Genomic DNA, 13656 nt, shown 5'->3' on the forward strand with positions numbered 1-13656 from the left:
TGCTTTGATGGAGCGGCTGCTGGAGGCTGGCGATCCCTATGCTGCGCTCGGCGCCTATCCCCATGTGGAAGCCGGAAGGCGACCGGCGCTGGAAGGGATCATCCTGTCCAGTGTGCGCCTGCGGCTGATCGTGGCCGCTGCCCCCTATGCTCCGGCCGGCCTGCTGGACCGGCTGTCGTGCGGGGCAGGGGCGCCGGTGGCGCTGCGGCTGGTGAAGAACCCGACGACTCCGGCCAGCGCGCTCGACCGCCTGCTGCGCAATGCCGCGGATGAACGGTCGCGCCGCTACATCGCCGCCCATCCGCGGGCCGATGCCGCGATCCTCTCGCGGTTGGCCGAAGACGGCGCGATCGAGGTCCGTCGCGCGGTTGCCGGCAATGCTCGGGCATCGGCCGCGGTGATCGCGCGACTGGCCGCCGAGGATGACGGCCAGATGGCGCGCAATGCTGCCGCGGCACCGCAGGCCGATGCAGCGACCTTGCGCGCGCTTTGGGATGCGGGTGATGCCTGGGTGCGTGCCGAGGTGGCTGCACATCCGAATTGCCAGGCCGGGATCCTATCCAAGGCCGCGGCGGCCGCCGATCCGCTGATCCGCAGGAAATGTGCAGCCAATCCCGCCATCGACGACCGAACGCTGTCGCGCCTGCTGTCCGACCCTGACGAGCGGGTGCGTGCTGCGGCGGTGCGCAATCCGGCGATATCGGGCGACTGCCTCGACGAGGCCGGCGACCCGTCGGCGAAGGTCCGGCGACATTTTGCCCGGCACAGCCGGCTTGCCCCTGCGCTGCTCGCGCGGCTGGCGAGCGACCCCGATGTCTGGGTGCGGCGCTGGATCGCGCGCAACCCCGACCTGACCTGCGATCTGCTCGGCCGGATGGCAGCCGATCCGCAGATGGAGGTGCGCCGCAGCGTCGCCCGCAATCCGTCCTGTCCGCCACGGCTCTTGCAGGCGCTTGGCTCCGATCCGCAGCCCTGGGTGCGCGCCGGGGTCGCGCTGCGCGAGGATCTGCCCGAGACGGTGATCGCCCTTCTGGCGGACGAGCAGGATCGCGACGTGCTGGGCGCGCTGGGGCGAAATCCGCGCGCACCCGCGACGCAGCTCGATGCCATCGCCAGACATCCCGACAAGGACGTGCGCCGTTCGGTCGCCCTCAATCCCGCGGCTCCGGCCAGCGCGCTGGCTCTGCTTGCGGCGGATCCCTATCCGCTGAACCGGGCCGTCCTTGCGGGTCATCCCAACCTGGCACTGACGTTGGCCGAGAGGCTGCTGCACGACCCCGAACCGCAAGTGCGCTTTGCCGCCGACCCCGAGCCGGCAAGGCGGCGTTCCGGACATCGGGGATGATGAAGGCGCGGCAAGGGCTGCGCCTGAATTGGACAGATCGAATCGCTTTGGTCAACTCATGAGCGGCGACTCGAGCGAAGGAGAAATGGTTCTGAATGGCGCCGCCATTCCAGAACGTCGTCGACGTGTAGTATTATTTAATTGACTTGGGTGTCTCTTCGATAATTGAGAGCCTTGAAATCGACATCCTCTCGGGGCTGTGTCCGGCAGTCCCGTGGCGCTGAAATATCAGATCGTTCCGGCGTGTAGGCCTGCAGTGTTTTATTCTTATCCATCCGCTTTTCTTTCCAATTGATTTGCCATGATTTCGATGCAGAACGCAGGGCGGCTTTCGCCCTGTGGGATTTGTACATTGCATGATACTGATTGAAAACCAGACGAATCTATAACTTAAATAATTGATTTTAAATGATAATTTATCATAAGGCGCATCGCTTCCCCATCCATCTGATCTGCGTTCTCCGGCTGAATAATTTGCTTCGCTTTCATATGTCCGGATTGCGCGATGATCTGCGTCAATCTGCCGCATGGGGGGTTTTTCGTTGAAACAATGAATTGCAAGACTTAGGCTTTCATAAGGGAGTCTCTGGGAGGCAGATTCTCAATATCACGTATCGGCGGTCCGGGCGCAGCCGCTCCCGGTCGCCTTGCCTGGAGGATCCGACGGGGCGGCTGTCCGGGAAGTGGCGATTTGTCAGGATGCCGAGGCTGAACAGCCGCATTCCATTGCCGCTTCCGTTTTGCCGGCCTGGTTCATCGTTCGACGCGGTTAATCGCGGGTTTGCTGAAAAGGGAGAGGAGCGACAATGGCTAATACTGGTTCGGCTTACGACATCTTGTTCACACCGATCAAGATCGGCCCGAAGACCCTGAAAAATCGGTTCTACCAGGTGCCGCACTGCATCGGCGCAGGCACCAACTATCCCGGCTTCCAGATGGCCCACCGCGGGCTCAAGGCCGAAGGCGGCTGGGGCGCGATCAACACCGAGCAGTGTTCGATCCACCCTGAATGCGACGACTCGCTGCGGATCACGGCGCGGATCTGGGACGAAGGCGACATGCGCAACCTTCGCCCGATGGTCGACCACATCCACCAGCACGGCGCGCTGGCCGGCTGTGAACTGTTCTATGGCGGTCCCCATGCCCCGGGCCTGGAAACCCGCACCATCTCGCGCGGGCCGAACCAGTACAACTCGGACTTCGCGACGGTTCCGGGCTGCCCCGGCTTCACCTACAACCACATGGCCGACGAAGACGAGATCGACCGGCTCCAGCAGCACTACGTGAACGCCGCGCTGCGTGCCCGCGATACCGGCTATGACATCGTCGACGTCTATGGCGCCCATGCCTACGGCCCGATGCAGTGGCTGAACCCCTACTACAACACCCGCACCGACAAATACGGCGGCAGCTTCGAGAACCGCGCCCGGTTCTGGATCGAGACGCTCGAGAGGATCCGCAAGGCGGTCGGCAATGACGTGGCGCTGGTGACGCGCTGCTCGATCGACACGCTTTACGGCGATGCCGGGGTCGAGGTCGGCGAGGACGGGCTCAAGTTCATCGAACTGGCCTCGCCCTATCTCGACATGTGGAATGTCAACATCGGCGACATCACCGAATGGGGCGAGGATGCCGGCCCGTCGCGCTTCTACCGGATCGGCCACCAGAACGAATGGATCCGCCACATCAAGCAGGCGACCAACAAGCCTGTCGTCGCGGTCGGGCGCTACTACGATCCCGAAAAGATGCTCGAGGTGATCAACACCGGCGTGGTCGACATCATCGGCGCGGCGCGCCCCTCGATCGCCGATCCCTTCATGCCCAACAAGATCAGGGAAGGCCGGTTCGAGGACATCCGCACCTGCATCGGCTGCAACGTCTGCATCTCGCGCTGGGAAATGGGCGGCGTGCCGTTCATCTGCACCCAGAACGCGACCGCCGGCGAGGAATACCGCCGCGGCTGGCACCCCGAGAAGTTCGAGCCGGCGAAGTCGGACAAGGACGTGCTGGTGGTCGGCGCCGGCCCGGCCGGGTCCGAATGCGCGCGGGTGCTGATGGAACGCGGCTACACCGTCCACCTGGTGGACGCACGCGACAAGATCGGCGGCTATGTCAATGACGTGGCGACCCTGCCGGGCCTTGGCGAATGGGGCTATCACCGCGACTATCGCGAGATCCAGCTCAACAAGCTGGTCAAGAAGAACAAGCAGTCGCAGATCGCCCTCGGCCAGAAGCGGATGACCGCGGACGACGTGCTGAACTATGGCGCTGCGCGCGTGGTGATCGCCACCGGCGCACACTGGAGCCCGATCGGCCTCAACCACCGCACGCAGAAGCCGATCCCCGGCGCCGACGCCTCGCTGCCGCATGTCCTGACGCCGGAACAGGTGTTCGAGGGCAAGAAGCCGGTCGGCAAGCGGGTCATGATCATCAACTATGACCCCTATTACATGGCCCCGAGCCTGGCCGAGAAGTTCGCCCGCGCCGGACATGAGGTCACCATCGCCAGCGTCGGCGGCGTCGGTGCCTATATGGAATACACGCTCGAAGGGCCCAACACCCACCGCATGCTGCACGAGCTGGACATCACCATCCTGGGCGAGACCGGCTGCTCGCGCATCGAGCCGGGGCGGGTCGAGCTGTTCAGCATCTACGGCGAAGGGTCCAAGCGCCAGTACAAGGGCAGCGGCCAGCTGCCGCGCAAGGAGAACGACTCGCATCACTGGCACGAGTGCGACACCGTGATCCTGATCACCAGCCGCCGCTCCAACGACAGCCTGTTCCGCGAACTGAAGGCGCGGAAGTCCGAATGGGCCAAGAACGGCATCGACAACGTCTTCGTCATCGGTGACGCCGAGGCGCCGCGCATCATCGCCGACGCCACCTTCGACGGCCACCGCCTGGCGCGCGAGATCGAGGACGAAAGCCCGCAGCACCAGAAGCCGTTCAAGCGCGAGCAGAAGGTCTGGGGCGTCGCCTACAACCCGGGCGAGAATCCCGAACTCGAATGGCGCCTGTAGGCTGATGCGCGACCGGGATCGCGCAGGATGACCGTCGCCCGGGCGGCAGCCACGCAGGCCGCCCGGCCCGATGTCACGAGCGCGGTCCCTTCGCCGTGACACCCGCGCCGGCCGGGCATCGGCCGCCGCATCCCATCGACGCCCTGGCGCCCCGAGATCCTGACCGATCCTCGCCACGGCGGCCGCCCGCGGAGAAGCCGAAGCCGCGGCCGGTTCGATACCGTCTTCAACCCAAGGGGGCGCGTGCTTTGCGCGATCAGCCCCGGACCACAAGAGAAAGGACACAGGGAAATGGCCAAACGCATCTCCGCGCTCGAGGATACCCACCGTGCACTTGGTGCCGGACTGGGCGAATGGAACGACATGGATGTGCCGTGGAGCTATGCTCACCCGGCCGAGCAACAGCTTGACGCGGTGCGCGAGTCGGCCGGGCTGTTCGACCTTACCGGATTGAAGAAGATCTGGGTCAAGGGGCCGGACGCCGCGGCGGTGATCGACAAGGTCTCACCCCGCGACATGAGCAAGGTGACCAGGGGCAAGGCTGCCTATGTCCCGATCCTGACCGATGAAGGCACGATCTGCGACGACACGATCATCTACCGCATCGCAGACGACAAGTATCTGTTCGTCTACGGCACCGGCACCGGCGCGGATCGCCTGGCGCTGGCGGCAAAGGGCAGGAACGTCACGCTCGAAAAGGATGACGACCTGCATACCCTGTCGCTTCAGGGGCCGAAGTCGATGCCCTTGCTGAAGGCGAATGCCAGGGCCGACATCGCCGCGCTGGATTTCTTCGACCTGACCGAGACCGAGCTGTTCGGCCACAAGGTGATCGTCTCGCGCACCGGCTATTCCGGCGAGCGCGGCTACGAGATATTCGTCGACCGCAAGGATGCGGTTCCCCTCTGGAACAGCATCCTCAAGGCCGGCGAGAAGGACGGGATGGTCCCCTGTTCGTTCACCTGCCTGAACAAGGGCCGGATGGAAGCCGGGCTGCTGTTCTATCCCTTCGACATGAACGAGGCGCATACCCCCTGGGAAGTGGGCCTCGGCTGGGCCGTGTCGCGCAAGAAGCCCGACTATCTCGGCCGCGAGGCGGCGTTGCAGAAGCAGGGCAAGGAGACGTTCCGGCTGACCGGCGCCTCCGCCCCCTCGAAGGAGGGGATCATCGCCGGCGGCACCGACCTTTACCTGAACGGCGAGAAGGTGGGCGTGGTCAGCAGCTCCGAATATTCGCACCGGCTGGGCCGGTCGCTCGGGCTGGTCCATGTCCGGCCGGACCTCAAGGAAGGGGCCAGGCTGAAACTCGGCAACGAGGCGAATGCCGCGGAAGTCACGCTCGAGGAACTGCCGTTCTACGACAAGGAAAAGAAGCGGATGCGCATGTAACGGCGCCGCCGGCTAGCCGACCGCCGTGCCCGGAGAAGGTGCAGGCACCCCGGGCACGGCACCCCCTTGCAGCAAGGCAGCTGCTGCCAAGCCGGATCTATGGGGCGCGCACCGCAACAGGACAGGAACACAAGTGGAGCAAGCAAGATGAAGATACTGGTGGCGGTCAAGCAGGTCGCCTTTCTCGACGACGAGTTCGAGATGCGCGACGACGGTCGCGATGTCGACGCGGACTTCTTCGAGAAGGATCTCAACGAATTCGACCACTTCTCGGTCGAGGAGGCGATGCTGATCAAGGAGGCGGCGGGCGACGCTGCCGAGGTGGTGATCGCCATCATCGGCGACGAGGATGCCGACGACGCGCTGCGCACCGCGCTGGCCAAGGGCGCCGACCGCGGCATCCGGGTCTGGGACGAGGCGCTGGCCGATGCCGATGGCGTGGCGGTTGCCCGTGTGCTGGCCAAAGTGGTGGAACGCGAAAAGCCCGACATGGTGTTCACCGGCGCGCAATCGGCCGATTTCGGCTCTGCGGTCACCGGCATGGCGCTGGCCGGCCTGCTGGGCTGGCCGCACACCGCGGTGGTCTGCAACCTCGATTATGCGCCGGGTGCCGGCACCGCCACGATCCGCCGCGAGCTTGAGGGCGGGCTGGAAGAGATCATGACCATCCGCTGCCCGGCCGTGCTGTCGATCCAGCTCGGCATCAACCAGCCGCGCTATGCCTCGCTGCGCGGCATCAAGCAGGCCAAGCAGAAGCCGGTGGACGAACTGTCGCTGGACGACCTGGGACTGTCGGCCGCCGAGGTCGTTCCGGCTGCGCGGGTGCGCAGGATGTATGCGCCGGAACGCGGCAAGGCCGAGCTGATCACCGGGTCGGCTGCGGAACAGGCGGCGCGCCTGGCTGAAATCATCAAAGAACTGCGGGGAATGTGAATCATGGCCGAACTTCTTGTCATCGCCGCACAGCGGCAAGGCGAGCTTCGCCCCTCAACGCTGGAGGCGATCGCCGCGGCCAACGGCATCCGGCAGCCGGGCGACACGCTGGCGGTCGCGATCGTCGCCGCCGATCCGCAGTCGCTTGTCGGCGCGCTTTCGGTCGATGGCGTGGACGAGGTGATCGCCGTCAAGGCGACCGACGACTTCCAGCCCGACCTGACCGAGGCGGTGATCCTGGCGCTGGCCGCGGCGCGCAAGCCCGCGGTGATCGCCGCCGCCCATGGCGTCGATGCCTGGTCCTTCGTCCCTGCCGCCGCAGTGAAGCTGGGCTGTGGCCTGGCCACCGACGTGCAGGCGTTGCGGCGCGAGGACGGCGAACTGGTCGCCACCCGCGCCGGCTACGCCGAGAAGGTGCTGGTCGACCTCGACTTTCCCGGCAAGTCCACCGTGCTGCTGACCATCCGCACCAACGTGTTCGAGCCCGCCGCCGGCACCGGCGCCCCCCGGGTGACCGAGATGGCCGCGCCGGCCGCCGATGTCGCCACCACGCACCAGGGCTGGAAACCGCCCGCGGATGCCGGCGGCATCGACATCCCCGGTTCGGAATTCATCCTGTCGATCGGGCGCGGTGTCGGCGACGAAAGCAATGTCGAGCAGTTCCTCGAACTGGCCGAGGAGATGGGCGCCACGCTCGGCTGCTCGCGTCCGATCGCCGACAACGGCTGGCTGCCCAAGGCGCGGCAGGTCGGACAGTCCGGCCAGCTTGCCGCAAGTTGCCGGCTTTATGTCGCGATGGGCGTTTCGGGCTCGGTCCAGCACCAGTGGGGCATGAAACATGTCGAGACCATCGTCGCGGTGAACACCGACCCCGAAGCCTCGATCTTCAGCATCGCCCGCTATGGCATCGTCGGCGACATGTTCGAGATCGCCGAGGAACTCAAGGGGCACTTCTGACCCGGCGGGCAGGCCCCTTCGATTGCAACGCATGCTTCCCGGCCGGTGCCGGGGGCATGGCCCGCCAAAGGAGAGCCAGGGGCAGGGAGGCCGGCGTGACGCGAGGGGCGCGAAGGCGTCCGACAGAGGAGAAGGGCTGGACTGCACAACAAGGACAACGGGCGGCAAACGACCGCCAGAGAACAACGGGAGGAATGGAGAATGACGTCAGCAACAACTGAAGTTAGCCGCACGGAGAGTGGCCAGATGGTCCGTGCGCTCAGCTGGAAGGGGGCCTTCTGGGTCGCCGCCGGCGTGCCGCCGCTGGTCCTTTTCTCGATCGGCGGGATTGCGGGGACCACGGGGAAGCTGGCCTTTCTGGTCTGGATGATCTCGATGGTCATGGGTTTCCTGCAAAGCTTCACCTATGCCGAGATGGCGGGGATGTTCGGCAACAAGTCGGGCGGGACCTCGGTCTATGGCGCCACCGCCTGGCTGCGCTACAGCAAGCTGATCGCGCCCTTGTCGGTCTGGTGCAACTGGTTCGCCTGGTCGCCGGTGCTGTCGCTCGGCTGCGCCATCGCGGCGGGCTATATCCTGAATGCGCTCTTTCCGATTCCGCTGGCCGACAGCCAGCCGGTGCTGGACTGGGTGACGGCGAACCTGGCCAGCTACACGGCCGAAACGCCCAGCGTGGTGCAGTATCTGGCCGACAACGCCGGGACCACGGCGGAACAGGCCATCCAGGCCGTCGCCTCGGCTGACGGCGTTGCCGCGCAGACCCCGTGGTTTCGCGTCTTCGAGGCCTTCCAACTGACCATCCCGGGCCTTGGCACGCTGCACTTCAACTCCACCTTCATCATCGGCGTGGCGCTGATGCTGATCATCCTGGTGATCCAGGAACAGGGCGTCGCCCAGACCGCCAGTGCGCAGAAATGGCTGGCGATCATCGTGCTGGTCCCGCTTCTGCTGGTTGGCCTGGTGCCGATCCTGACCGGCGCCATCGACACGATGAACGTGACCAACCTGCTGCCGCCCACCGCCGCCTATTCCGGCGAGGACGGCGCCTGGAACATCGGCGGGTGGACGCTGTTCCTGGGCGGGCTGTATATCGCGGCCTGGTCGACCTACGGCTTCGAGACCGCGGTCTGCTACACCCGCGAGCTGAAGGACCCGCGGCGCGATACCTTCCGCGCGATCTTCTACTCGGGCCTCCTGTGCTGCATCTTCTTCTTCCTGATCCCCTTCTCGTTCCAGGGTGTTCTCGGGCACGAGGGAATGCTGGCCGACGGGATCGTGGACGGCACCGGCATCGCCGAGGCGCTTGGCGGCCTGATCGGCGGCGGGCCGGTGATCACCCAGATCTTCGTCATCCTGATGATCCTGGCGCTGTTCCTGGCGATCATGACCGCCATGGCCGGTTCTTCGCGCACGCTCTACCAGGGCTCGCGCGACGGCTGGCTGCCGAAGTATCTGGGCGAGGTGAACAGCCACGGCGCACCGCACAAGGCGATGTGGACGGATGTGGCCTTCAACATCTTCCTGCTGGCGCTGGCCTCGGACGCGGGAGGGTATTTCTACGTCCTCGCGATCTCGAACGTCGGCTACATCATGTTCAACTTCCTGAACCTGAACGCCGGCTGGATCCACCGCTTCGACTCGGCCCATATGGATCGCCCGTGGAAGGCGCCCACCTGGCTGATCGGGCTGAACACCTGCCTGGCCTTCGTCAACGCCCTGTTCCTGGGCGCGGGCGCCAAGGTTTGGGGTTACGAGAACGCGCTGTGGTCGGGGCTGATCTTCGCCTCGTTCATCTTTCCGGTGTTCTGGTATCGGCACTATTTCGTCGATGGCGGCAAGTTCCCCAAGGAAGCCTATGAGGACCTTGGCCTTCCTTATGGCGAGTTGGGGGAAAGGAAGGCCGGCATCCTGCCCTATGTGGCGCTGGTCGCCGGAGCCTGCGTCGTCCTCTGGGCGAACTGGTTCTTCGTCCTGCCGGGCTGATTTCGCACCTTGGAAAAAGCTTCCGGGCGGTCCTTCTGGGCTGCCCGTAGCGCCTGAATGACGAAGAAACGACATATCCTGCGAAGGAGGGAACATGACCAATTCCTGGAGATTCACGGCGCTTGGCGACCGTCACCGCGCGCTCGGCTCGGGGCTTGAGGACTGGAACGGGATGGGCTTGGCCTGGTCCTATACCAGCGGCGATCCGGATGCCGAATACATGGCGATCCGCACCAGGGCGGGGCTGATGGATGTCTCGGGGCTGAAGAAGCTCCACATCACCGGCCCGGCAGCCAGCCATATCATCGAGCGGGCCACCACCCGCAACCTGGAAAAGCTGATGCCCGGGCGCTCGGTCTATGCCTCGATGCTCGATGATGGCGGCCGGTTCATCGACGACTGCGTGATCTACCGCAACGCGCCCAACCAGTTCATGGTGGTGCATGGCTCGGGGCAGGGGCACGAGCAGCTGACCATGGCCGCCACCGGGCGCGACGTCTCGATCCGCTTCGACGACAACCTGCACGACCTGTCGCTTCAGGGCCCGCTGGCGGTGGACTTCCTGGAAAAGCACGTCGAGGGCATCCGACAGCTGGCCTATTTCGGCCATATGCATACCGCGCTGTTCGGCCGGCCGGTGACCATCTCGCGCACCGGCTATACCGGCGAGCGCGGCTATGAGATCTTCTGCCGCGGTCAGGACGCCGGAATGATCTGGGACCGGATCCTTGAGGAGGGCCAGGCGATGGGGATCATTCCCTGCCGGTTCTCGACGCTCGACATGCTGCGGGTGGAAAGCCAGCTCCTGTTCTTTCCCTATGACAACTCGGAGGTCTATCCGTTCGAGAACGGTGACGCGGGTGACACGCTGTGGGAGCTCGGACTCGACTTCACGGTTTCCCCCGGCAAGACCGGCTTCCGCGGCGCCGAGGCGCATTACCGGCTGAAGGGCAATGAGCGGTTCAAGATCTGGGGCCTGAAGCTCGAGGGCGACAAGGTGCCGGGCAACGGCGCCCCGGTGATGCGCCGCGGCAGGAAGGTGGGCGTGGTGACGCAGGCCATGCACTCGCCGCTGAACCACTGGACGGTGGCGATTGCCCGGCTGCCGCTCGATTGCGCCAACGACGGCACCGATCTGGTGGTGGCCTGCGACACCCATGGCGAGATCCGCGCCAGATCCCACTCGATGCCGTTCTACGACGTCGACAAGAAACGTCGCACCGCCAAGGGATAGGCGCGCGTCGTCGATAATTGTCGTTCGGCGCGCGAACACCGGCTTTTCGGCAAAAGTCCGATCCGACTTCTCGACCGCACCCGAGGCCGTTCCGGGCGAGGTGGCGATGAAAGGTAGAATCGCGCCCCCCACCAGAGGGGATCTCGGCCATCGAACGGGCCCCGGTTGAGGTGCATTTCCCCTCGAAGGCGTTCTGCTCCGACAGCCCTCGGATCGCCGCCTCGTACTGGTGGGGGGCTCGCGATGACATGGGATCGGTCCCGGTAGACGCCGTTACGGCGGATGAGGTGGGGGTAAGAGGGCACTGGCCGGCTCCATTCAGGAGACCGACGCGCGTTTCACCACCGGAGTGGTGGCACAGTCTGGTGGCACACCAACGGACCCCCGCGGGGGTAAGTGGGTAACATCAGATATTTACGGGATTTTTGGCTCCGGCGGTAGGGATCGAACCTACGACCAATTGATTAACAGTCAACTGCTCTACCGCTGAGCTACGCCGGAACACGGGGCGCGTATAGCAAGGGTGTCGGGGGGCGGCAAGGGGCAAATGCGGGAAAAGATGCCGGCGCTCAGATCCTCTGGAAAATCGGCTCTGGCGCGGTGGTGGAGGGGGCGGAAACCAGGCTTCTTGCGGAAAGATCAACGAGATGCGCAAGCACGTTCTGCTGGGCGGCGGGCCAGAGCGTCCGGGGGATGTCCTGGTAGATTCGCGCGGTCAGTTCGGTGGCGGTGGCCGGCGCGAGAGCGAGGGCGGCGAGGATTGCGGCCTCGCGGTTCCGCCGATGGGCGATGAGGGCGGAGAGGCGGGCTGCGGGGTCGGCGACAGCCTCGCCATGGCCGGGCAGGAGGACCTGCCACTCCCGCTCGGCCAGGCGGTGCAGCGAGGCCATGTAATCGGTCATGTCGCCATCGGGCGGGGCGACGATGCTGGAGGACCAGCCCATCACGTGATCGCCGGAGAACAGCATCTCTCCCAGCGCCAGGCAGATGTGGCTGCCCAGATGGCCGGGCGTGTGATGGATCGAAAGCTCCCAGTCGGGGCCGGAGAGGCGCTCGCCCCCGGTCAGGCGGCGGTCGGGGATGAAGTCGGGGTCAAGGCCCTCGGCGGCGGGGGGCAGGCGGCCGGCCCAGTCCACCATGCGCGGGCTGCGCCCCTCGGTCGCGGTGCCGAAGGCCAGGACTTCGGCCCCGGTGGCGGCGGCAAGGCGCGGGACGAGGGCGGAATGGTCGCGGTGGGCATGGGTCACGACGATCCGGGTGACCGGGCGGCCGGCGGCGGCGGCAAGGATCGCGGCGAGGTGGTCGTTGAGGTCGGGCCCGGGGTCGATCACCACAAGGTCGGTCGCGCCGATGACATAGGTGTTGGTTCCGGTCCCGGTCAGGGCCGAGGGGTTGGGTGCGAGAATCCGCCGGATCGGGGGATCACTGAAAGACATGGCGGGGACGGTCTTTCCAAGCGAGATCGGGGCAGCTAGGCTGGCGGGCGATGGCGATCTTCAAGCGGTTCCTTCCCCGGGGTCTCTACTGGCGCGCGGCGCTGATCCTGATCGTTCCCATCGTCACGATCCAGCTGGTCGTGTCCACCGAATTCATCCAGCGCCATTACGAGCGGGTGACGCAGCAGCTGACCTCGGGCGTGGCACTGGAACTGGCCTTCATGATGCGCGAGATCGACGCCTCTGCCACGCCCGCGGCGGCGCTCGCGGCGGCGGGGCCGCTGGCCGAGGCGCTGCAGATCACGCTGACCCTGCCGGCGGGCGCGGATGCGCCGGTCGAGGACCGGATCGGGTTCCTGGACCTGTCTGGCCGTGCACTCGTCGACACCCTGCGCGAAGGGGTGCCGGGCCTGGTCGCGGTGGACGTGACGGGCGAGGGCCGGGTGGTGAACCTGCGGCTCGACAGCGCGGTCGGGCCGGTCCAGGTGCGGATGGAGCGGCGGCGGATGTCGGCGACCAATCCGCACCAGCTTCTGGTGCTGATGATCTTCACCTCGCTTCTGATGACGGCGGTGGCCTTCCTGTTCCTGCGCAACCAGCTGCGGCCGATCACCCGGCTGGCCAGGGCGGCCGAGGATTTCGGCAAGGGGCGGCTGGCCCCCTACCGGCCGCGCGGGGCGCTGGAGGTGCGGGCGGCGGGCCGCGCCTTCCTGGACATGCGCGAACGGATCGAGCGGCAGATCGAGCAGCGCACGCTGATGCTCTCGGGCGTCAGCCACGACCTGCGCACGCCGCTGACCCGGTTGCGCCTGGGGCTGGCGCTTCTGCCCGAGGACCCGGAGGTCGCGGCGTTGCAGGCCGATGTGGCGCAGATGGAGCGGATGGTGGACGAGTTCCTGGCCTTTGTCCGGGGCGATGCGATGGAGGGGACCGAACCCACCGATGCGGTGGCGCTGGTGCGCGCGGTGGCGGAACGCGCGGGGGCGGTCCTGGCCGAGATCCGGGGCGAGCCCGCGCCGGTCGAGATGCGGCCGCAGGCGGTGACGCGGGCGGTGGAGAATCTGGTCTCGAACGCCCGGCGCTATGGCAGCCGGGTCGAGATCAGCCTGTGGTTCCGCGAGGGCAGCCTCTGGATCACGGTCGAGGATGACGGGCCGGGAATCCCGCCCGAGAAACGGGACGAGGCGCTGCGGCCCTTCACGCGGCTGGACGCCTCACGCGATCCGAACAAGGGGGGCGGGGTGGGGCTGGGGCTGTCGATCGCCTCGGACATCGCGCTGAGCCATGGCGGCGCGCTGCGGCTGGGGCAGAGCGCGCGTCTGGGCGGGCTGAAGGCCGACCTGACGCTGGCGCGCTAGG

9 protein-coding genes and 1 tRNA gene are annotated in these 13656 nt (G+C 66.2%); 8 read left to right on the forward strand and 2 right to left on the reverse strand.

Translation table 11 applies throughout. From position 1 onward, the window contains the following. The first annotated feature begins 7 nt into the window (after positions 1-7). From I7S92_RS00090 to I7S92_RS00120, 7 genes are all read left to right on the forward strand, one after another. Entirely contained in the window at positions 8-1345 is a 1338-nt protein-coding gene (locus I7S92_RS00090) for a hypothetical protein (protein WP_197641438.1), read from the forward strand. 806 nt (positions 1346-2151) lie between these two features. Beyond that, positions 2152-4365: an oxidoreductase gene (locus tag I7S92_RS00095; RefSeq protein WP_197641439.1), complete on the forward strand. Its 2214-nt coding sequence runs from the start codon at positions 2152-2154 to the stop codon at positions 4363-4365. A gap of 291 nt (positions 4366-4656) precedes the next feature. Beyond that, positions 4657-5754 (forward strand): aminomethyl transferase family protein, encoded by a 1098-nt coding sequence (locus I7S92_RS00100; protein WP_197641440.1) that lies wholly within the window; start codon positions 4657-4659, stop codon positions 5752-5754. 147 nt (positions 5755-5901) lie between these two features. Beyond that, positions 5902-6687 (forward strand): electron transfer flavoprotein subunit beta/FixA family protein, encoded by a 786-nt coding sequence (locus tag I7S92_RS00105; RefSeq protein WP_197641441.1) that lies wholly within the window; start codon positions 5902-5904, stop codon positions 6685-6687. Between the two features lie 3 nt (positions 6688-6690). Further along, positions 6691-7644 (forward strand): electron transfer flavoprotein subunit alpha/FixB family protein, encoded by a 954-nt coding sequence (locus tag I7S92_RS00110; RefSeq protein ID WP_197641442.1) that lies wholly within the window; start codon positions 6691-6693, stop codon positions 7642-7644. 246 nt (positions 7645-7890) lie between these two features. Then, a complete protein-coding gene (locus I7S92_RS00115) occupies positions 7891-9627 on the forward strand; it encodes a trimethylamine N-oxide permease (protein ID WP_242069994.1) in 1737 nt (578 codons plus the stop codon). Positions 9628-9721: 94 nt separating this feature from the next. Continuing rightward, a complete protein-coding gene (locus I7S92_RS00120) occupies positions 9722-10861 on the forward strand; it encodes an aminomethyl transferase family protein (protein WP_197641444.1) in 1140 nt (379 codons plus the stop codon). 426 nt (positions 10862-11287) lie between these two features. Here I7S92_RS00120 and I7S92_RS00125 read toward each other — a convergent pair. Together I7S92_RS00125 and I7S92_RS00130 are read right to left on the reverse strand one after the other, a co-directional pair. Then, positions 11288-11362, reverse strand: a tRNA-Asn gene (locus tag I7S92_RS00125). A gap of 68 nt (positions 11363-11430) precedes the next feature. Then, complete coding sequence (locus tag I7S92_RS00130) at positions 11431-12297, reverse strand: MBL fold metallo-hydrolase (protein WP_197641445.1); 867 nt, start codon at positions 12295-12297, stop codon at positions 11431-11433. Positions 12298-12347: 50 nt separating this feature from the next. Here I7S92_RS00130 and I7S92_RS00135 point away from each other — a divergent pair, with 50 nt between their 5' ends. Next, complete coding sequence (locus tag I7S92_RS00135) at positions 12348-13655, forward strand: ATP-binding protein (RefSeq protein ID WP_197641446.1); 1308 nt, start codon at positions 12348-12350, stop codon at positions 13653-13655. The last annotated feature ends 1 nt before the right edge of the window (position 13656 follow it).

Source organism: Tabrizicola soli (assembly GCF_015999335.1).
In the GTDB taxonomy this organism is placed as follows: Bacteria; Pseudomonadota; Alphaproteobacteria; order Rhodobacterales; family Rhodobacteraceae; genus Tabrizicola; species Tabrizicola soli.

Excerpts from the sequence above, each read along its gene's own strand:
- I7S92_RS00090 (WP_197641438.1), top strand. The coding sequence starts at position 8 with ATGGAGCGGCTGCTGGAGGCTGGCGATCCCTATGCTGCGCTCGGCGCC.
- I7S92_RS00095 (WP_197641439.1), top strand. The coding sequence starts at position 2,152 with ATGGCTAATACTGGTTCGGCTTACGACATCTTGTTCACACCGATCAAG.
- I7S92_RS00100 (WP_197641440.1), top strand. The coding sequence starts at position 4,657 with ATGGCCAAACGCATCTCCGCGCTCGAGGATACCCACCGTGCACTTGGT.
- I7S92_RS00105 (WP_197641441.1), top strand. The coding sequence starts at position 5,902 with ATGAAGATACTGGTGGCGGTCAAGCAGGTCGCCTTTCTCGACGACGAG.
- I7S92_RS00110 (WP_197641442.1), top strand. The coding sequence starts at position 6,691 with ATGGCCGAACTTCTTGTCATCGCCGCACAGCGGCAAGGCGAGCTTCGC.
- I7S92_RS00115 (WP_242069994.1), top strand. The coding sequence starts at position 7,891 with ATGGTCCGTGCGCTCAGCTGGAAGGGGGCCTTCTGGGTCGCCGCCGGC.
- I7S92_RS00120 (WP_197641444.1), top strand. The coding sequence starts at position 9,722 with ATGACCAATTCCTGGAGATTCACGGCGCTTGGCGACCGTCACCGCGCG.
- I7S92_RS00130 (WP_197641445.1), bottom strand. The coding sequence starts at position 12,297 with ATGTCTTTCAGTGATCCCCCGATCCGGCGGATTCTCGCACCCAACCCC.
- I7S92_RS00135 (WP_197641446.1), top strand. The coding sequence starts at position 12,348 with ATGGCGATCTTCAAGCGGTTCCTTCCCCGGGGTCTCTACTGGCGCGCG.